Origin of the sequence: Stenotrophomonas maltophilia, from assembly GCF_006970445.1 — a bacterium.
Lineage (GTDB): Bacteria > Pseudomonadota > Gammaproteobacteria > Xanthomonadales > Xanthomonadaceae > Stenotrophomonas > Stenotrophomonas maltophilia_AU.
On record NZ_CP033877.1, the window covers coordinates 4109568 to 4130709 of the forward strand.

15 protein-coding genes are annotated in these 21142 nt (G+C 67.1%); 10 read left to right on the forward strand and 5 right to left on the reverse strand.

Translation table 11 applies throughout. The features are described from left to right. Positions 1-5 precede the first annotated feature (5 nt). The 10 genes from EGM71_RS18835 (at position 6) to EGM71_RS18880 (ending at position 16669) form a co-directional block, all read left to right on the forward strand. On the forward strand, positions 6-1250 hold the full coding sequence (locus tag EGM71_RS18835; protein ID WP_188486360.1) for an efflux RND transporter periplasmic adaptor subunit: 1245 nt from the start codon (positions 6-8) through the stop codon (positions 1248-1250). A gap of 74 nt (positions 1251-1324) precedes the next feature. Further along, the gene (locus EGM71_RS18840) at positions 1325-4558 is read left to right on the forward strand and encodes an efflux RND transporter permease subunit (RefSeq protein ID WP_188486362.1); all 3234 of its coding nucleotides are present in this window, start codon (positions 1325-1327) and stop codon (positions 4556-4558) included. A 31-nt stretch (positions 4559-4589) separates the two neighbouring features. After that, positions 4590-7712: an efflux RND transporter permease subunit gene (locus EGM71_RS18845; protein ID WP_135967933.1), complete on the forward strand. Its 3123-nt coding sequence runs from the start codon at positions 4590-4592 to the stop codon at positions 7710-7712. A gap of 312 nt (positions 7713-8024) precedes the next feature. Continuing rightward, on the forward strand, positions 8025-10094 hold the full coding sequence (locus EGM71_RS18850; RefSeq protein ID WP_188486364.1) for a TonB-dependent siderophore receptor: 2070 nt from the start codon (positions 8025-8027) through the stop codon (positions 10092-10094). A gap of 163 nt (positions 10095-10257) precedes the next feature. After that, on the forward strand, positions 10258-12435 hold the full coding sequence (yccS, locus tag EGM71_RS18855) for a YccS family putative transporter (protein ID WP_188486366.1): 2178 nt from the start codon (positions 10258-10260) through the stop codon (positions 12433-12435). 143 nt (positions 12436-12578) lie between these two features. Further along, positions 12579-13373 (forward strand): SDR family NAD(P)-dependent oxidoreductase, encoded by a 795-nt coding sequence (locus EGM71_RS18860; RefSeq protein ID WP_188486368.1) that lies wholly within the window; start codon positions 12579-12581, stop codon positions 13371-13373. Between the two features lie 154 nt (positions 13374-13527). After that, a complete protein-coding gene (locus EGM71_RS18865) occupies positions 13528-15417 on the forward strand; it encodes an MFS transporter (protein WP_188486370.1) in 1890 nt (629 codons plus the stop codon). 181 nt (positions 15418-15598) lie between these two features. Then, entirely contained in the window at positions 15599-15886 is a 288-nt protein-coding gene (locus EGM71_RS18870; protein ID WP_005419784.1) for a CD225/dispanin family protein, read from the forward strand. Positions 15887-15920: 34 nt separating this feature from the next. Then, positions 15921-16199 carry a CD225/dispanin family protein gene (locus tag EGM71_RS18875; protein WP_188486372.1) on the forward strand — a complete coding sequence of 93 codons (279 nt, stop codon included), beginning with the start codon at positions 15921-15923 and terminating at the stop codon, positions 16197-16199. 44 nt (positions 16200-16243) lie between these two features. After that, positions 16244-16669 (forward strand): DUF2752 domain-containing protein, encoded by a 426-nt coding sequence (locus EGM71_RS18880; RefSeq protein ID WP_188486374.1) that lies wholly within the window; start codon positions 16244-16246, stop codon positions 16667-16669. Between the two features lie 663 nt (positions 16670-17332). Here EGM71_RS18880 and ampE read toward each other — a convergent pair. From ampE to EGM71_RS18905, 5 genes are all read right to left on the reverse strand, one after another. Next, positions 17333-18220: a regulatory signaling modulator protein AmpE gene (gene ampE / locus EGM71_RS18885; protein WP_188486376.1), complete on the reverse strand. Its 888-nt coding sequence runs from the start codon at positions 18218-18220 to the stop codon at positions 17333-17335. 146 nt (positions 18221-18366) lie between these two features. After that, positions 18367-19272, reverse strand: coding sequence for an NAD(+) diphosphatase (gene nudC / locus EGM71_RS18890; protein WP_188486378.1), 906 nt, complete (start codon positions 19270-19272; stop codon positions 18367-18369). A gap of 116 nt (positions 19273-19388) precedes the next feature. Then, positions 19389-19781, reverse strand: coding sequence for an iron-sulfur cluster insertion protein ErpA (gene erpA, locus EGM71_RS18895; protein ID WP_005419789.1), 393 nt, complete (start codon positions 19779-19781; stop codon positions 19389-19391). 31 nt (positions 19782-19812) lie between these two features. Beyond that, positions 19813-20277 carry a bactofilin family protein gene (locus EGM71_RS18900; protein ID WP_014038728.1) on the reverse strand — a complete coding sequence of 155 codons (465 nt, stop codon included), beginning with the start codon at positions 20275-20277 and terminating at the stop codon, positions 19813-19815. Between the two features lie 4 nt (positions 20278-20281). Beyond that, a complete protein-coding gene (locus EGM71_RS18905; RefSeq protein WP_188486380.1) occupies positions 20282-21025 on the reverse strand; it encodes a DUF6776 family protein in 744 nt (247 codons plus the stop codon). Positions 21026-21142: the final 117 nt, after the last annotated feature.

Here is a 21142-nt window from a genome sequence, read left to right on the forward strand (position 1 = left end):
TCGTAATGTCACGTGTTTGGAAGATCGTGCTGCTGGTCGTGGCAGTGCTGGTGCTGGCCGTGGTCGGCCTGCGCGTCATGGGCGGGGGCAAGGACAAGGCCGGTGGCGCAGAGGCGGGGGCGCGCCAGGGCGGCGAGGATCCGAATGCCGGTCCAGTACCGGTGACCGTGGTGGATGCCACACGCCAGGACGTGCCGGTGTATGCCAGCGCACTGGGCACGGTGACCGCGATGAACACCGTTACCGTCAGCCCGCAGGTCGGCGGCCAGCTGATGAGCCTGAACTTCCGCGAAGGCCAGGAAGTGAAGCAGGGCGAGGTGCTGGCGGTGATCGATCCGCGAACGGCCCAGGCCAGCTATGACCAGGCCGCCGCGGCCAAGCGCCAGAACGAAGCCCTGCTGGCCACCGCGCGCTCCAACTTCCAGCGTTCGAACGCGCCGGAGTATCGCCAGTACGTCGCCAAGACCGATCTGGATACACAGCGAAACCAAGTGGCACAGTACGAAAGCGCGGTCGCAGCGAACGAGGCCAGCATGCGCTCGGCGCAGGTGCAGCTGCAGTACACCAAGGTCACCGCACCGATCACCGGCATCGCCGGCATCCGCGCGGTCGACGCGGGCAACGTGGTCAACGCTGGCACCGCGCTGGTCACGCTGACCCAGATCCATCCGATCCACGTACTGTTCAACCTGCCCGAACGTCAGCTCGGCGACGTGCGCCAGGCGCAGGCCGCCGGTACGGTGCCGGTGGCCGCGCTGGACCGCGCCGATTCGCACGTGTTGTCCGGCGACGGCAAGCTCGACGTGGTCGACAACCTGATCAGTGCCGACAGCGGCACCTTCAAGGCGCGTGCCCTGTTCGACAACACCGACAACGGCCTGTGGCCGGGCCAGTTCGTCAACGTGCGCATGCAGCTGCGTACCATCGCCGGCGGCGTGGTCATCCCCACCCAGGCGGTGCTGCGTGGCCCGGACGGCGAGTACGTCTACATCGTGCAGGGCGACAACACGGTAAAGATGCAGACCGTGCGCAGCGGCGTGGAAGTGGGCGACAGCCAGGTGCAGATCGCCGAAGGCCTGAAGGGCGGCGAGCGGGTGGTCAGTGAAGGCCAGTTCCGCCTGAAGCCGGGCAGCAAGGTCACCGCACTGAAGCCGGGCGAGACGCCGGCCGCACCGACCGAGGCCGAACTGAAGGCGGCCGAACAGAAGAACGCAGGCGGCGGTGGCCGTCGCGGTGGTGGCCCGCGCTGAGCGCAGGCCACTGATCTCCCTCGCGCCGGCGACCCTGCCGGCGCCGACATTGAAGTGCCAGCAAGGATCAGTCCGTGGGCTTTTCGACGATCTTCATCCGCCGCCCGATCGCCACCTCGCTGTTGATGGCGGGCCTGTTGCTGCTGGGCATCCTCGGTTACCGCAAGCTGCCGGTGTCGGCGCTGCCGGAAATCGATGCGCCCAGCCTGGTGGTCACCACCCAGTACCCCGGTGCCAACGCCACCACCATGGCCTCGCTGGTCACCACCCCGCTGGAGCGCCAGTTCGGGCAGATTTCCGGGCTGGAGCTGATGACCTCCGATTCGTCGGCCGGGTTGTCCACGATCATCCTGCAGTTCTCGATGGACCGCGACATCGACATCGCCGCGCAGGACGTGCAGGCGGCGATCCGCCAGGCCACCCTGCCCTCGTCGCTGCCCTACCAGCCGGTCTACAACCGGGTGAACCCGGCCGACGCGGCCATCGTCACCCTGAAGCTGACCTCTGACACGCGCCCGCTGCGCGACGTCAACAATTACGCCGACTCCATCCTGGCCCAGCGCCTGTCGCAGGTGCAGGGCGTCGGCCTGGTTTCGATTGCCGGCAACGTGCGCCCGGCCGTGCGCATCCAGGTCAACCCGGCGCAGCTGTCGAACATGGGCCTGACCCTGGAGCAGCTGCGCAGCGCGTTGACCCAGGCCAATGTCAATGCGCCGAAGGGTTCGTTGAACGGCAAGACGCAGTCCTACAGCATCGGCACCAACGACCAGCTGGCCAGCGCCGCCGAGTACCGCGACACCATCATCAGCTACAAGAACGGCCGCCCGGTGCGGCTGTCGGACGTGGCCGAGGTGATCGATGGCGTGGAGAATGACCAGCTGGCCGCCTGGGCCGATGGCAAACCGGCGGTGCTGCTGGAAGTTCGGCGCCAGCCCGGTGCCAACATCGTGCAGACCGTCGAGCGCATCCGCGCGATCCTGCCGCAGCTGCAGGGCGTGCTGCCGGCCGACGTGCACCTGGAAATCTTCAACGACCGTACCGAGACCATCCGCGCCTCGGTGCATGAAGTGCAGTTCACGCTGATCCTCACCATCGGCCTGGTGGTGGCGGTGATCTTCGTGTTCCTGCGCCGGTTGTGGGCCACGATCATCCCGTCGGTGGCGGTGCCGTTGTCATTGGCCGGCACCTTCGCGGTGATGGCCTTCGCCGGCATGTCGCTGGACAACCTTTCGCTGATGGCGCTGGTGGTGGCCACCGGCTTCGTGGTCGACGATGCGATCGTGATGATCGAGAACATCGTGCGCTATATCGAGCAGGGCAAGAGTGGCAAGGAAGCCGCCGAGATCGGCGCGCGCCAGATCGGCTTCACCGTGCTGTCGCTGACCGTCTCGCTGGTGGCGGTGTTCCTGCCGCTGCTGCTGATGCCCGGCGTCACCGGCCGCCTGTTCCACGAGTTCGCATGGGTACTGAGCATCGCCGTGGTGCTGTCGATGCTGATCTCGCTGACGCTCACCCCGATGATGTGCGCCTACCTGCTCAAGCCCGATGCCCTGCCCGAGGGCGAGGACGCGCATGAGCGCGCGGCGGCGGCCGGCAAGCAGAACCTGTGGACGCGCACCGTCGGCCTGTACGAGCACAGCCTGGACTGGGTGCTGGGCCACCAGCGCCTGACCCTGGCCGTGGCCGGCGCCGCACTGGTGCTGACCGTGCTGCTGTATGTATTGATTCCCAAGGGCCTGCTGCCCGAGCAGGACACCGGCCTGATCACCGGCGTGGTGCAGGCCGACCAGAACATCGCCTTCCCGCAGATGGAGCAGCGCACCAAGCAGGTCGCCGAAGCACTGCGGCACGATCCGGATGTGACCGGCGTATCAGCGTTCATCGGTGCCGGCAGCATGAACCCCACGCTCAACCAGGGCCAGCTGTCGATCGTGCTGAAGGAACGCAGCCAGCGCGATGGCCTGGACGAGATCCTGCCGCGCCTGCAGAAGGCAGTGGCCGGCATTCCGGGCGTGGCGCTGTACCTGAAGCCGGTGCAGGACGTGACCCTGGATACCCGTGTGGCCGCTACCGAGTACCAGTACTCGCTGTCGGACGTGGATTCGGCGACGGTGGCGACCCAGGCCACGCGCCTGACCGAAGCGCTGCGCAAGCGCCCGGAACTGGCGGACGTCGACAACAACCTGTCCAACCAGGGCCGTGCCCTGGAGCTGAACATCGACCGCGACAAGGCCAGCGTGCTGGGCGTGCCGATGCAGACCATCGACGACACGCTCTACGATGCGTTCGGCCAACGCCAGATCTCGACCATCTTCACCGAGCTCAACCAGTACCGCGTGGTGCTGGAAGTGGCGCCGGAATTCCGTACCAGCACGGCGCTGATGGAACAGCTGGCGGTCGCCTCCAACGGTGCCGGCGCACTGACCGGCACCAACGCCACCAGCTTCGGCCAGGTCACCTCGTCGAACTCGTCGACCGCCACCGGCATCGGCGCGCAGAACACCGGCATCACGGTCGGCGCCGGCAACATCATCCCGCTGTCGGCGCTGGCCGAAGGCAAGGTCAGCAGTGCGCCGCTGGTGGTCAGCCACCAGCAGCAGCTGCCGGCGGTGACGGTGTCGTTCAACGTGGCGCCGGGCTATTCGCTGTCCGAGGCCGTGCGTGCGATCCAGGAGACCAAGGACAGCCTGGACATGCCCACCCACCTGCATGCCGAGTTCATCGGCAAGGCCGCCGAGTTCACCGGCAGCCAGACCGATGTGGTGTGGCTGCTGCTGGCGTCGCTGGTGGTGATCTACATCGTGCTGGGCGTGCTGTACGAGAGCTACATCCACCCGATCACGATCATCTCCACGCTGCCACCGGCCGGTGTCGGCGCGCTGCTGGCGCTGATGCTGTGCGGACTGAGCCTGTCGGTGGATGGCATCGTCGGCATCGTGCTGCTGATCGGCATCGTCAAGAAGAACGGCATCATGATGGTCGACTTCGCGATCGAGGCGCGCCGCGCCGGTGCCAACGCGCATGAAGCGATCCGCCGCGCCTGCCTGCTGCGCTTCCGCCCGATCATGATGACCACCGCCGCGGCAATGCTCGGCGCACTGCCGCTGGCGCTGGGCACCGGCATCGGCTCGGAGCTGCGCCGCCCGCTGGGCATCGCCATCGTCGGTGGCCTGCTGCTGTCGCAGCTGGTGACCCTGTACACCACGCCGGTGATCTACCTGTACATGGAACGCTTCTCCGAGTGGCTTGCCCGCCGCCGCGAGCAGCGCGCGCTGCGCAACGGGTCGCTGCAGGAGCCGCAGGCATGATCCACGCCCCGCTGCTGCGGGGGGCCGCACGATGAACCTGTCCGGCCCCTTCATCCGCCGCCCGATCGGCACCGCGCTGCTGGCCATCGGCCTGTTCATGGTCGGCCTGATCTGCTACCTGCGCCTGGGCGTATCGGCGCTGCCGAACATCGAGATCCCGGTGATCTTCGTGCATGCCAGCCAGTCCGGCGCCGATGCGGCGACCATGGCCTCCACGGTCACCGCGCCGCTGGAACGCCATCTCGGCCAGCTGCCGGGCATCGACCGCATGCGCTCGTCGAGCTCGGAAGGCAGCTCGCTGGTATTCATGATCTTCCAGAGCGGCCACAACATCGACTCGGCGGCACTGGACGTACAGACGGCGATCAACTCGGCTCAGGCCGACCTGCCTTCGGGCATGGGGTCACCGATGTACCAGAAGGCGAATCCGAACGACGACCCGGTGATCGCCATCGCGCTGACCTCGCAGACGCAGTCGGCCGATGAGCTGTACAACGTCGCCGACTCGCTGCTGGCACAGCGCATCCGCCAGATCAGCGGTGTCGCTTCGGTCGACATTGCCGGTGCCTCGACGCCAGCGGTACGCGTGGACGTCAACCTGCGCCTGATGAACGCGCTGGGCCTGACCGCCGATGACCTGCGCAACGCCGTACGCGCGGCCAACGTGACCTCGCCCACCGGCTTCCTCAGCGATGGCAACACCACTACCGCGATCATCGCCAACGACTCGGTGGCGCGTGCCGCCGACTTCGCCGACCTGGTGGTCAAGACCCAGGGCGATGGCCGGGTCATCCGCCTGAAGGACATCGCCAATGTCTACGACGGCCAACAGGACGCCTACCAGGCCGCGTGGTTCGACCACAAGCCGGCGGTGGTGATGTATGTGTTCACCCGTGCCGGCGCCAACATCGTGGAGACCGTGGATCGGGTCAAGGCACAGATCCCGACCCTGCGGGACTACCTGCAGCCCGGCACCACGATGACGCCGTACTTCGACCGTACGCCGACCATCCGCTCGTCGCTGCATGAAGTGCAGATCACGCTGCTGATCAGCCTGGCGATGGTGGTACTGACCATGGCGCTGTTCCTGCGCCGGCTGGCACCCACGCTGATCGCCGCGGTGACCGTGCCGCTGTCGCTGGCCGGTGCCGCGCTGGTGATGTACGTGATGGGCTTCACCCTGAACAACCTGAGCCTGCTGGCGCTGGTGATCGCGATCGGCTTCGTGGTCGACGATGCGATCGTGGTGATCGAGAACATCATGCGCCACCTCGACGAGGGCATGCCACGCATGCAGGCGGCGCTGACCGGGGCGCGCGAGATCGGCTTCACCATCGTATCGATCACCGCCTCGCTGGTGGCGGTGTTCATCCCGCTGCTGTTCGCCAGCGGCATGATGGGCGCGTTCTTCCGCGAGTTCACCGTCACCCTGGTGGCGGCCATCGTGGTCTCGATGATCGTCTCGCTGACGCTGACCCCGGCACTGTGCAGCCGCTTCCTCAGTGCGCACGACCACAGCGCGCCACCGTCGCGCTTCGGCCGCTGGCTGGATGCCGGCCACGAGCGCATGCTGCGCATCTACACCGTGTTCCTCGACTTCTCGCTGCGCCACGCGCTGCTGATGTCGCTGACCCCGCTGATCCTGATCGGCGTCACCGTGTTCCTGTTCGGGGCGGTGAAGAAGGGCGCGTTCCCGCCGCAGGACACCGGCCTGATCTGGGGCCGCGCCAACTCCAGCGCCACGGTGTCCTTCGAGGACATGGTCGCCCGCCAGCGCCGCATCACCGACATGCTGATGGGTGACCCGGCGGTGAAAACCGTGGGCGTGCGCCTGGGCAGCGGCCGCCAGGGCTCCAGCGCACAGTTCAACATCGAGTTGAAGTCGCGCAGCGACGGCCGCCGCGAAACCACCGCACATGCATTGGCGCGCCTCAGTGCCAAGGCCGATCGCTACCCGGACCTGCAGCTGCGCCTGCGCGCGATCCAGGATCTGCCCAGCAACGATGGCGGCGGGTCCAGCCAGGGCGCGCAGTACCGCATTTCGCTGCAGGGCAATGACCTGGCCGCATTGCAGGAATGGCTGCCCAAGCTGCAGGCGGAACTGAAGAAGAACCCGAAGCTGCGCGACGTCGGTACCGACGTGGACAATGCCGGCCTGCGCCAGAACATCCAGATCGACCGCGCCAAGGCCGCGCGCCTGGGCATCACGGTAGGTGCCATCGATGGCGCGCTGTACGGTGCGTTCGGCCAGCGCCAGATCTCCACCATCTATTCGGACATCAACCAGTACAGCGTGGTGGTCAACGCCCTGCCCTCGCAGACCGCCACCCCTTCGGCGCTGGATGAGGTGTACGTGCGTGCGCGCAACGGCGACATGGTGCCGATCACCGCGGTGGCTACCCAGATGCCCGGCCTGGCCCCTTCGCAGATCACCCACGAAAACCAGTACACGACGATGGACCTCAGCTACAACCTGGCTCCCAACGTGAGCATGGGTGAGGCCAAGGCGATCATCGATGCCACCGTGGCCGGCATGCGCATGCCCGGCGACATCCGCCTGGCCGACGATGCGGGCTTCGGCTTCAACTCCGACCCCAGCGACATGCTGATCCTGGTGCTGGCGGCGATCCTGACCGTGTACCTGGTGCTGGGCATGCTCTACGAGAGCCTGATCCACCCGGTCACCATCCTGTCCACGCTGCCGGCGGCAGGCGTCGGTGCGCTGCTGGCGCTGTTCGGCACCAACACCGAGCTGTCGGTGATTTCGATGATCGCGCTGGTGCTGCTGATCGGCATCGTCAAGAAGAACGCGATCATGATGATCGACTTCGCACTGGTGGCGCAGCGCGAGCATGGGCTGGCGCCGCGCGATGCCGCACGCGAGGCCAGCATCGTGCGCTTCCGCCCGATCATGATGACCACGATGGTCGCGATCCTGGCAGCTGTGCCGCTGGCGATCGGCCTGGGTGAAGGGTCCGAGCTGCGCCGCCCTCTGGGTATCGCGATGATCGGCGGCCTGCTGTTCTCGCAGAGCCTGACCCTGCTCAGCACGCCGGCGCTGTACGTGATCTTCTCCTGCCTGGCCGAGCGCTGGCGCGCACGTCGCGCACGCAAGCGCGAAGCGAAACTGCTCAAGCGCGCACAGCGGGCATAGGAACGCATATCCACGCATGGCGTGGATCTACTGGTAGAGCCGGCCGCTGGCCGGCTTTCTCCATACAGCCAATCTGCCGGCCAGCGGCCGGCACAACCGTGGGCGCAGACGGTGGGTGCGGACCGTTGGTCCGCACGCCAACGGGTTTGACGCGCCGCAACGAAAAGAGAACAATTCTCATCCAGCCATGGTCCTGCGCCCCTTCGCGGCGCCCCGCTGCCCTCTCCGGCCAGCCTGCGTGATCCCAGCCACCGACCCTTCCCACACGCGTGGGCGGATGGCCTGTGGCCGTCCGCCGAGGATGACCGAACCATGCCATTGCACCCACTGTGCCGCCCGGCCCTGCTTGCCGTTTCCCTGTCTCTGGCCTGTGCTGCGCAGGCCCAGTCCGCACCGGATCGTGTCGCCCGCGGCCGCAGCGCCACCGATCTGGATGCGGTAAAGGTCACCGCCGAACGCAGCCACGCCGCTGCCGGTGCCCTCGGTGACCGTGCACTCCGCGATACGCCGTTCGCCATCTCCGTCGTCGGCCGTGAACAGATCGAGCAGCGCCAGGTGGTCTCGCTGGGCGAAGCCTTCCTGCTCGATCCTTCGGTGACCACGCAGGTCAGTGCCTATGCCAGCGGCTGGAGCTCGCCGATCCGCAACCGCGGCATCGACCTGAACTTCGACAGCTACCGGGTCAACGGCCTGCAGGTTTCTTCGTGGGGCACCGAGTGGCCACTGGAAGTGATGGAGCAGATCGAGCTGCTGAAGGGTCCGGGCGGCTTCCTGTATGGCTTCGGCGTGCCCGGCGGTATCGTCAACTACGTGACGAAGAAGCCGACCGACCTGCCGACCTACAGCGCACAGCTGGGCTGGCGCGAACAGGGCATCGTCAGCGGCGGCGTCGACGTGGGCGGCCGCTTCGGCAACGAGCAGATGTTCGGCTACCGCTTCAATGCCTACCGGGAGAAGGGCGAGACCTTCAACGGCGGCCGCGTAGACCGCAAGGTGGGTGCGCTGTCGCTGGACGCGCGCCTGAGTGACACCCTGACCTGGACCGCGGACGGCGTGTTCCAGTCGCGCGACCTCAGCGGCGAGGCGCCGCAGTACTACTTCCGTGGCCTGACCTCGGTCCCACGCCCGGTCGCTGGCGACGTCGACAACGGCGTAGCCGGCACCTACTACAACACCCGCTCCAGCCTGCTGTCGACAGCACTGAACTGGCAGATCAACAGCGACTGGAAGGCCAGCCTCAGTTATGGCGTCACCACTTCGTGGAACGACGTCAACAAGATCTTCGCCTATATCGATTCGCCCAATGGCGACTACGATGTCAACGTCTACGAGCTGGGCGGCAAGAGCGAGTGGAAGCTGGCCCAGGCGCAGGTCCAGGGCGGCTTCCGCACCGGAAAACTGATGCATCAGCTGGTGGCCGGGCTCAGCCACCAGACCGGGCTGGGCTGGGATCGTCCGTACGAATGGAGCCTGGTGGGCCGTGCCAACCTCTATGAGCGCTCGCCACTGCGGCACGACGCGGTGGGTTCGCGGGCAATGAGCCGTGGCGACGAAACCGTGCAGAAGGCGGTATTCGCCAGCGATACGGTCAATTTCGGCGGTGGCTGGTCGCTGCTGGCCGGCTGGCGGTACAGCGATTACGAAACCAAGGGCCGCTACCACACCTACCCGGTAACCCCGACCTATGCGCTGATGTTCAAGCCACGCGAGGACGTCACGCTGTATGCCAGTTACATCGAATCGTTGGAAGCCGGCAGCCGTGTCGGCGATACCTATATCAATGCCGGTGATGTGCTGGATCCGACCCTCAGCAAGCAGTACGAGATCGGCGCCAAGGTTGAGGCCACACGCTGGAATGCGAACGTGGCTGCGTTCCGCCTCGAACGTGGCGCCAACATCGATGAGCTCACTCCGGCCGGCAAGCGCCTGGTGCAGGACGGCATCACCCTGTACGAAGGCATCGAGGCCAGCGCGGACCTGCACCTGACCGACGCGCTGACACTCGGAGGCGGCGTGACGTGGCTGGACCCGAGCTACGACCGGCTGTCCCCGGCCAGCGCATCACAGGAGGGCAACCGCACCGCCGGTGCAGCACGCTGGAACGGCGTGCTGCATGCCACCTACCAGCTGCCATGGCTGGATGGTCTGGAATCCTACGCAGTGGTGCGCTACTACGGTGATGTCTGGTACGACGCCGACAACACCCTGAAGTTGCCCGACTACACACTGGTCAACGCGGGCCTGGGGTATCGCATGCTGGCCTCCGGCCATCCGGTCATGCTGCGCGCCGGCGTCGAGAACCTGGCCAACCGGAAGTACTGGTCCAACGCCGGCGTCGGTCTGCCACGCACGTTTGCACTGAGCGTGCGGTTCGACATGTAAGGCCCGGCAAACCGATAGTACCGGCCGCCGTCCGGCTGTTCGTCCGCCCGGACGGCGGTGCGAGGAGCCGGCCAGCGGCCGGCACTACCGCGTATTCGTGCGCAGGCTGTCCCCTTCACCCCGCACCCGCAATAATGGTGGGAGACCCTTCCACCGAGCCTGCATGCCCGCCCACGAATCCCGCCTCAGCCGCCTCTGGGCCCACGAAAAGGCCAGCTACGGCCTGCGCGTGTTCATCGCGCTGGCCTCGGCCGTTGCCGTGTGCTGGCAGTTCGATGCGCTGACGGCCCTGCCCGGCGTGTTCCTCGGCATCATCGCCAGCGCCATCGCAGAAACCGACGACAACTGGTGGGGCCGGACCAAGGCGGTGGTGCTTTCGCTGCTGTGCTTCTGCGTCGCTGCGGCCTCGGTGATCTGGCTGTTCCCGTGGCCGTGGATCTTCATTGGCGCGCTGGCACTGTCCACCTTCGGCCTGACCCTGCTTGGCGCGCTCGGCGAGCGCTACGCGTCGATCGCCCAGGCCACGGTGACGCTGGCGATCTACACCATGATCGGCCTGGAACAACACGGTGCCAGCGATCTGCACAGCGCGCTGGACGCGGTCAGCCACCTGCTGGCCGGTGCGGTCTGGTACGGCCTGCTGTCGATCCTGTGGACCGCATTGTTCGCCAACCGGCCGGTGCGCGAGCGCGTGGCGCGTTTGTACGTTGAGCTGGGCCGCTACCTGCAGCTGAAGGCTGCGCTGTTCGAACCGGTGCGCGAAGCCGACCTGCAACGTCGCCAGCTTGACCTGGCCGAACAGAACCGCCGCGTGGTCGGTGCGCTGAACGAAGCCAAGACAGCGATCCTGGCCCGCTTCGGCCGCTCCGGCCGGCCGGGCGTGAACTCCGGCCTGTACCTGCGCCTGTATTACATGGCGCAGGATTTCCACGAGCGTGCCAGTTCCTCGCACTACCCGTACGGTGCGCTGGTGGACGCGTTCTTCCACAGCGACGTGCTGTACCGCTGCCAGCGCCTGCTCGACCTGCAGGGCCAGGCCTGTGCCCGCCTGGGCGAGGCGATCCGGCTGCGTCGTCCGTTCGTATACGGCGAGAGCAACCAGCAGGCCGGGCGTGACCTGGCCGATGCGCTGGCCTACCTGCGCGACCAGCAGCGGCCGCAGTGGCAGCGCCTGCTCGGCTCGCTGGACCTGCTGGTGCACAACCTGCGCAGCATCGAACGCCGCCTGCTGGACGCCGAGCGCTCCGAAGCCAGCCTGGACAACGTCGATACCCGCCTGCGCGACAGCAACCCGCACACCCTGCGCGAGATGGGCGTGCGCATCCGCCAGCAGCTCACGCCCGGCTCGGTGCTGTTCCGCCACGGCCTGCGCATGGCGCTGGCGCTGATCGCCGGCTTTGCAGCGATCCGCCTGTTCAATGCGCAGAACGGCTCCTGGGTACTGCTGACCATCGTGTTCGTGTGCCGGCCCAACTTCGGCGCTACCCGCCAGCGTCTGGCCCAGCGCATCGTCGGCACCCTGGCCGGCCTGGTGCTGACCTGGGCGCTGCTGCAGCTGTTCCCGCAACTGCACGTGCAGCTGCTGATTGCCCTGCTGTCGGCACTGCTGTTCTTCTTCACCCGCACCGACCGCTACCTGGTGGCGTCGGCCGCGATCACCGTGATGGCGCTGACCTGTTTCAACCTGATCGGCGATGGCTTCGTGCTGATCGTGCCGCGCATGGTCGATACGGTGTTGGGTTGCGCGATCGCAGCGGCGGCGGCGTTCCTGATCCTGCCCGATTGGCAGGGCCGCCAGCTGCATCTTGTACTGGCACGCGTGCTGGACACCGCCGCTCGCTACCTGGATTCGGTACTGGGCCAGTATCGCAGCGGCATGCGCGACGACCTGGCCTACCGCATCGCGCGGCGTGACATGCACAACGCCGATGCCGCACTCTCCACCGCGCTGTCGAACATGCTGCGCGAGCCGGGCCACGTGCGCCGCAACCTGGATGCCGGTTTCCATTTCCTGGCACTGTCCAACATGCTGCTCGGCCATCTTTCGGCGCTGGGTGCGCACCGCGACCAGGTGGACAGCTATGCCGGCGATCCGCTGGCATTGGCGGCCGGCGAGCGCGTGCGCAAGGCACTGCAGCAGCTGGCCTCGGCCCTGACCGCGCGGCAACCGGTCGCCGAAGATGCCAATGACGCCGACCGCGCGGTGGCTGCCGAGCTGGAGCAGATCGACGAGACAATGCCGCCGAAGCTGCAGCTGATCCGCACGCAGATGGCGCTGGTACTGCGGATGCTGCCGAAGGTGCGGGCAGCGGCCAATGAGGCGGTGACCAGTCTGGCCTGATCCCTCATCGCTGAATCAGGCATTTCATCCACGCACGGCGTGGATCTGCTGCGCCGTGTGCAACGGCGCGTTGCGCCTGGTGCTGCAGTTCGATCACGCGGCCACGCGGATACTGGGCAATCCCCCCGCTCCGGATCATCACCATGAAAATCGAACTCAGCGGCCGCACCGCGCTGGTGACCGCCTCCACCGCCGGCATCGGCCTGGCCATCGCCCAAGGCCTGGCCACCGCAGGCGCACGCATCGTCCTCAATGGCCGCAGCACCGACAGCGTCGAGCGCGCCCGCCGGCACCTGCTCGCCACCGTGCCGGGAGCCGACGTACTCGGCGTCGCCGCCGACCTCTCCGATGCAGCCGGTGTCGATACGCTGCTGGCTGGCCTGCCGAAGGTCGACATCCTGGTCAACAACGCCGGCATCTTCGGCCCAGAGGATTTCTTCGAAACCGATGACGCGACCTGGGAGCGCTACTGGCAGACCAATGTGATGTCCGGCGTACGCCTGTCGCGTGCGCTGCTGCCGGCGATGGTCGACGCTGGCTGGGGCCGCGTGCTGTTCATCTCTTCCGAGTCGGCGCGCAACATCCCTGCCGACATGATCCACTACGGGGTCAGCAAGACCGCGCAGCTGTCGCTGTCGCGCGGCCTGGCCAAGCGCGTGGCCGGCAGCGGCGTCACCGTCAACGCGGTGCTGCCCGGCCCGACCCTCTCCGATGGTTTCGCAGCGATGTTCGAGGATGAACGCCAGCGCAGCGGCAAGCCGCTGGAACAGATCGGCCGCGAGTTCGTAATGGCGCACCGGCCGTCCTCGGTGATCCAGCGCACCGCCACGGTCGAGGAAGTGGCCAACATGGTGGTGTACCTGGCCTCACCGCAGGCCTCCGCCACCTCCGGTGCGGCACTGCGCGTGGATGGCGGCGTGGTCGACGATATCGTCTGAAGCCGTCGACAGGTGTGCGGACCAACGGTCCGCACCCACCCGCCCGCAACCACGATTGTGGGGCTTCAGTAGATCCACGCCATGCGTGGATGCTTCTCACCACAGTCCCGACACATGGGCAGGAATGCTAGGCTGCGCCGGTCAAGGAGGTTCCATGTCCGGTCACAACCAGTTTGCCCTGCTGCGCCAGCGCCGCTTCCTGCCGTTCTTCGTGGTCCAGGCGCTCGGTGCGTTCAACGACAACGTGTACCGGCAGGCGATCATCAGCATGTTGCTGTTCATGGCCGTGCCGGAGGAAGAACTGGGGCTGTATGCCACGCTGGCGCCGGCCATCTTCATCCTGCCGTACTTCCTGTTCTCGGCACTGGCCGGGCAGATCGCAGACAAACTGGAAAAATCGCGGCTGATCGTGATCACCACCACCATGGAGATCGTGATCATGTCGCTGGCGGCCACCGGCTTCCTCACCCAGAGCCTGCCGGTGCTGCTGGTCGCGCTGTTCTGTACCGGCATGCAGTCGACCCTGTTCGGCCCGGTGAAGTACTCGGTGCTGCCGTCGGTGCTCAGGCCCGAGGAACTGACCGGCGGCAACGGCCTGGTCGAGATGGGCACTTCGATGTCGATCCTCTCCGGCATGATCGTTGGCGGCCTGGTGTTCACCGTGGCCGGCAGCCACGGTACGGTGGTGGCTGCGTGCGCGATCATCGCCCTGGCGATCTGCGGCAACATCGCCGCCCGCCTGATTCCCAAGGTCGATGCCGGCGATCCCACCCTGAAGATCAACTGGAATCCGTTGCCGGAATCGCTGGCGGTGCTGCGCATGGCGCGCCAGCAGAAGGCCGTGCGCAACTCGATCCTGGGCGTGTCCTGGTTCTGGTTCGTCGGCACCGTGCTGACCTCGCAGCTGCCGGCCTACGCGGTCACCAACCTGGGCGGCCAGCCGACCCTGTACATCTTTGCGCTGGCCCTGTTCTCGGTCGGCACCGGCGTCGGCTCGCTGCTGTGCGAGAAGCTGTCGGCCCGCACGGTGGAAATCGGCCTGGTGCCGCTGGGCGCGTTCGGCATGACCGCGTTCCTGCTCGACCTGTACTTCGCCCGCAGCGGCGAAGCGACGGCGCACGGGCTGACCATCGGGCCGTTCCTGCAGCAGCCCGGCAGCATCCGCATCGTCATCGACCTGATCGGCATCGGCCTGTTCACCGGCATCTTCGTGGTGCCACTGTTCGCGCTGATCCAGAGCCGCACGCCGAAGGCGCAGATGTCGCGCGTGTTCGCCGCACTGAACATCCAGAACTCGGGCTTCATCGTTGCTGCGGCGCTGCTGTCGCTGGCCGCGCACAAGCTGCTGCACTGGACCATTCCGCAGCAGTTCCTGGCGCTGGCCATCGCCAACGCACTGGTGGCGATCTACATCTTCACCATCGTCCCCGAATTCCTGATGCGCTTCCTCAGCTGGCTGATGGTGCGCACCCTGTACCGGCTGCGCCCGCACGGCATCGAGGCCAACGTGCCGGACGAAGGCGCCGCACTGCTGGTCTGCAACCACGTCAGCTACATGGACGCACTGATCCTGTCGGCGACCATCCCGCGCCCGGTGCGCTTCGTCATGTACTACAAGATCTTCAACATCCCGGTGATGCGCTGGATCTTCCGGACGGCCAAGGCGATCCCGATTGCCGGAGCGCGTGAAGACCCGGCGCTGATGCAGCGCGCCTTCGATGAGATCGACGCCGCGCTGGCCGAAGGCGAGCTGGTCTGCATCTTCCCGGAAGGTGCGCTGACCAAGGATGGCGCGATGGCACCGTTCAAGTCCGGGGTCGAGAAGATCCTCGAACGGCGGCCGGTGCCGGTGGTGCCGATGGCACTGCGCGGCATGTGGTCCAGCATGTGGAGCCGGCGCGACAGCCGCCTTGGCCGCATGCGCGTGCCGCGCCGGTTCCGCGCCACCGTCGAGGTCGTGGCGGCGCCGGCCGTCGATGGCCACAGCACCAGCGCCCCGGTGCTGGAGGCCCAGGTGCGGGCCCTGCGCGGTGATCACGCCTGACGGAATCGGCCCGCCTGGCGGGTCGAGTGACCTCTCCACATACGCCAGCGTCCAGTGGCGGAGACGGCATGCCGTGGCTGTAAACGCATACATGCAACGCGGGTTGAGGTAGATTACGCACCCACAGGGGGGAGGTCCGGCCGTTTCATCATGGCCGGCCACCAAGGAATGGAGTCTCGCTTTGAATCAACCACCACCGCTCAGCCGTCCGGTCTACATCCCCAACCATCTGGTCTGGGCGATCCTGACGACGCTGTTCTGCTGCCTGCCGTTGGGCGTGGTGTCGATCGTCTATGCCTCCCAGGTCGATGGCCGCCGCGCGGCCGGCGACCTGCCAGGGGCCTACAGCGCGTCGCGCAAGGCGGGCTGGTGGGCGGTGGCTTCGGCCGTGGCCCTGCCGGTCCTGTTGCTGTTGTGGTTCGGGCTGTTCGGCGGCTTGGCCGTACTGGGCGCTCTTTCCGACCAATGATTCACCACCACCACCCATCAAGGAGCTTGAACCCATGAACACCGCCACTCCGCAGGTCCCGAACAATCTGGTCTGGGCCATCCTGAGCACCCTGTTCTGCTGCCTGCCGGCCGGCATCGTGTCGATCGTCTACGCCGCCCAGGTCAACGGCAAGCTGGCCGCTGGCGACATCGCCGGTGCCCAGGAATCCTCGGCCAAGGCCAAGAAGTGGGCCATCTGGTCGGCCATCGCCGCCGTCGTGGTCGGCGTGCTGTACGGCATCCTGATCGTCGCTGTCGGCGGCATGGGTGCAATGAACAACGGCGGCTACTGATCCGCGTGGACGGATCCGGCGCGCGCGCCGGATCCGTTGCTGCAATGTCCGTATTTCCCGCCCGCTCCCGTCTCGCCCGCTGGACACCGCTGCTGGCCGCCGCCGGTCTGGCTGCGGGTGCCGCAGTGGTGCTGCGCAACGTCAATCCGTATGTCGCCGGCAATCCCTTGCCGAGCTGTCCGCTGTACGCGCTGACCGGCCTGTACTGCCCGGGCTGTGGCAGCACCCGCTGCCTGTATTCGCTGGTCCATTTCGACCTGCCCGGCGCGATGGCGATGAACCCGTTGCTGGTCATCAGCCTGCCCTTCCTGTTGCTGATGCTGCTGAACGTCGCCGGCATCCGGCCGCGCGTGCTCGACCCGCTGATGCGGGTACTGGCCAATCCCACGTTCTGGCTCTGGGTGCTGCCCGGGTATGCGCTGCTGCGCAACCTGCCGTGGGCACCGTTCACCGCGCTGGCACCGATCTAGGTTTCCAGCCAACGGCGCAGCCCCTCGTGGTGGGCGGCGTTTGTCGATCATGGGGTTGGCCGGGCGGGTAGGCTGCGCAGGGGCCGCTGCAAGTACGTCCATGTAAGCTCGGTCGCCGCATCCATGCGGCTCACGCCCCTGCGCAGCCCACCCACCCGGCCACGGACAGTTTCCGTGTGCGTCCACCACGGAAAAGAAAGAGAAGATCAAAAGCGGAAGCGGATCGCTTCGCTCTGCATCCACGCATTACGTGGATCTACCGTGTCGACCAAGGTCGACACCTACCGGCAATCGCAGTTCACCCACCGTCACCGGGAATCTGTCGGGGGTGGGGCGGTGTGGGGCTGCAGGACCGTTGGCGCCATGGGCCCGAGGCATGCCTCGGGCGGGTTGGGCAGGACGCCCAACCCCGGTCTTGCCGTGTGCGCAGGACAGCGCACACGAGCAAGGCGCCATCGAGCCCCCAGGGGTGAGGGCGCTTTGGTTGCGAAGCACTGCTTCGCAAGCGCCCGAACGCACAGCCGCCAGCGGCTGGGCCGGTCTGGGGGTTTACGGCGTGTCCTGCAGCCCCACGCCGCCCCGCCCAACCATCAGCAATCCAGAGCTGCTGTTGCCGTTGCTGTTGCCTCTGCAGGTGCAGGGCTGCAAGCCCTGCAAAAGCCACTACGTCACCCAGCCTGCAATCACCAGCAATGCCAGGATCGCCAGCCACAGCAGCAGCATCCGCCACACCAGGCTCATCGCATCACGCAGGTCCGGCAGCCGCTGCCACACCGGCAACAACCCCGCCTCGGTGTAATCGTGCGCATCCTCGCGCAGCTCGGCGTTGACGCTGGCCCGCGCCACCGCGCCCAGGAATCCGATGTTGCCCGCCAGACGTTCGCCATGCGCTTGGCGCCAGGCCTTCCACGCCGTATCGAAGTTGCCCACCAGCGCCATCGAAAACGCCATCAGCTGCGCCACCGGCCACTCGATCCAGCCCAACAGGCGCTGCGCCAGCGCCAGCGGCTCCACCGGCACGCGTGCACGCATCGGGCTTTCCGCCATCAATGCCAGCAGCCGGTAACCCAGCGCGCCCGCCGGGCCCAGCAACAGGAACCAGAACAGCACCGCGAACCAGCGACGCAGCGCGTTGAGCACGGTCGCCTCGACCAGCGACGGCACGTCCTCGCGCAGGCTGCCACCGGCGGCCTGCAGGTTGCGCACCGCAGCCTGCCGCGTCGCGGCGTCGTCCGCATCGATGATCGCTTCGATATCGCGGTCCAGGTCGCGCGGCCCCCAGCACCAGGCCAGCACCGCCACGCCCAGCAGCAGCGACGGCAGGCCAAACAACACCCCGCGCAGCAGCCAGGCCAGCAGGCCCATCAGCAGCAGCGGCGGCAACAGCGCCAGTGCGACACCTGCAGGTCCCTGCCAGGCCTTGCCGCCACGCGCGTCCAGCCAGCCCAGCCATCGCCGGAAGCCGTCGAAACGGCGCAGCGAGGCGGCAGCGGCCGGGGCAACGTGGCCCAGGGCCAGCGCCACCAGCACGGCGGCCAGAGTGGTGAACATGGCAGGTCTCCCTACGAAACAGAACGCTCGGCGCCGCTACCTTACCTGTCGCAGCGGTGCCCTCGCGGGTGAACCGGACTGTAACCCGGGCCGTGTTCAGGTGGCGGCAATACAGCTGCCACGACCGGCCCGGCAGAAACGCCGACTCAGCCCCGCTGCTGGCGGTACCAGTGTTCGATCAGGCCCCGCGAGATCGAGATCGGCGGCGACAGGCGGATGCCCTGGCCATCGTCCTCCACATCACGTGCCAGCGCAGCGCCGACCTCTTCGGCACTGAACCAGCGCGCATCCTCCAGCTCGCCATCCACGGTCGGCAGGTCGTCCTGCGCCTGTGCACGGAAGCCGACCATCAGCGCGCCGGGGAACGGCCACGGTTGCGAACCCAGGTACTGGCAAGCGGTCACCCGCACCTTGCTCTCTTCATGGACTTCGCGCACCACGGTCTGCTCGAACGTCTCGCCGGGTTCGACGAAGCCGGCCAGCACCGAGTAACGACGCGGGGCCCAGTTCGACTGCCGGCCAAGCAGCAGCCGGCCCTGGTTTTCCACGGCGACGATCACCGCCGGGTCGACACGCGGATAGTGTTCGGTGGAACACTGCGCGCAGCGGCCGACGAAGCCACCGCGCGCAAATGCCACGGTGCCGCCGCACACGCCGCAGAAGCGGGTGCGCGAGTGCCAGTAGGACATGCCGCGGGCATAGCTGAAGGCGGTCGCATCGGCCATCGGCCACAGCAACGCGGCCTGGCGAAGATCGAGACGGCGTGGTGCGCTGACGGTAACGTTGGCAGCTTCGATCGAGAACCACGCCTGATCACCGCGCAGGCCGAGGAAGATCGCGGCACCCGGGCCACCGCCGATGTCGGCGCCGGTCAGCGCCAGCGGCTGGTCATCATCACCGGTGAAGGCACTGCCATCGTGATCGAGGACGAGGATGCGCGCGCCCGGCCACAGGCGCGCCAGTGCATCGGCATCTTCGCGCAGGGCATCGGCGCGCTCCAACGGTTCGCCAACGAAGGCGAAACCGGAAAGCGGCGAAGGAGTATTGGGCATCCGCCAAGCCTGCCGCCAATCGATGCGGGTGGCAAGGTCGGCACTGTGCGCAATTTGCCCGTGTGGTCCACGGGCGAGGTCGCGGGCACCACGCATCCACGCATGGCGTGGATCTACTACATGCTGAAGCTGCTGCCGCAGCCGCAGGTGGTCTTCGCGTTCGGGTTGCGGATCACGAACTGGGCACCGGTCAGGCTCTCGGTGTAATCCACTTCGGCGCCCATCAGGTACTGCAGGCTCAGCGGGTCGACCAGCAGGGTCACCCCGCTGGTCTGTACCGCCAGGTCATCCTCGGCACGGTTCTCGTCGAACTCGAACCCGTACTGGAAGCCCGAACAGCCACCTCCCTCGATGTACACACGCAGGGCCAGGTCGGGGTTGCCCTCTTCCTGGATCAGGGATTTGACCTTGGCGGCCGCCGACTCGGTGAAGTTCAGCGGGCGCTCCAGCGATTGGTAATCGGGCGCGGCAACCGGGGTGGCGCCGGGCAGGGAGACTAGCGTGCTCATGGTGTCAGCATGGGGGTGCCGACGATGGCTTTCAAGCCATCGCCTCGGCCAACTTGCGGCGTGCGGCGGTGTCGCCCTTGCCATCATTGGCGTCGTCGCCTTCCGGCGCCGGCAGGGCCGCCATCGGGGCGCTGGCATGGATCAGGCGGCCGTTCAGCTGGGCGCCCGCATTCATCTCCACCACCTGGTAATGGACGTTGCCATTGACCCGTGCGCTGGGGGTCAGCTCGACCTTCTCGGTGGCGTGTACATCGCCGTCCAGACGGCCGCTGATGACCACCACCTGGGCCCGGATCTCACCCTCGATCACGCCATGCTCGGCGACCGTCAGGGTCGCGCCACTGGCGCCTTCGGCGGCAATCACCTTGCCGTGGATGCGGCCTTCCACATAAAGGCCACCACTGAATTCCACATCACCGCGGATCACCACCTGGTTGCCGATCAGGGCATCCACCACCAGCTGGCCTTCACGGTTGGATTTGCTGCTTCCGAACATCTGCCTACTCCCCTTTGCTGGCCGGCGCGCCGGCCTGTTTCCAGTCGAATACCTGGGTGGTACCCCCCGTACCACTCCCCAATGTCACCCGCACGCGTTGCGGGGTGAAGTCAGCCGGCAGCATCACGCTGCCGGTGATCTGCTGGAAGTACCGGAACGAGTAATCCTGTCCCGGCACCTTGCTGCGCTGGTGCAGATCATCCCAGCTGATCGTGGCCAGCTTGCCGTTCTTCACGCCTTCCACGGTGAAGCGCATCTGCCCCTGGCTGATGGCACCGCGGTTGAGGTTCTGGGTCAGCACGGCGGTGTACTGCCAGGTGCCGGCCGCTTCAGGGCTGAACTCGATCGAATGGGTGTTCAGGCCCTTGCGCTGGCTGGTCGAGCCGACCAGCCGCTCGTAGAAGGCGACGTCGGCACGCAGGCCGGCGATTTCCTCATCGCGCTCGGCCAGCGAGGATTGCACCTCGGTATTGGCAGCGCGGCTGATGCGGTCGGAGGCTTCCAGCGTGGCCTGCTTCTGGCGCAGTTCGGTCAGCTGCGCCTGCAGCGTCCCGGCACGCTTCTCGGCGGCCTGCAGGCGCTGGCCCTGGGCATCGCGCGGCGTGGCCATCCAGCAGCCGCCAAGCACCGCCAGCACCAGGCTGAGCAGCCAGACGCCGCCGATCACCAGCAGGCGGCGACGGTCGGCAGGCGGTTGCGGCGCGCCGGGCAGGCGGACCTGCACGCGCATGGGAGGACGGTTGGTCATGGGTGGTTTCCGGGGTATCGCGAGGGCGACACCGGTACGGCCCCTGTGGCAAACGACGGGCTAGTGTATGACAGGACGGGTGGGTTTCCTGCGCAGTGGCTGGCCACGGTCTGTGGC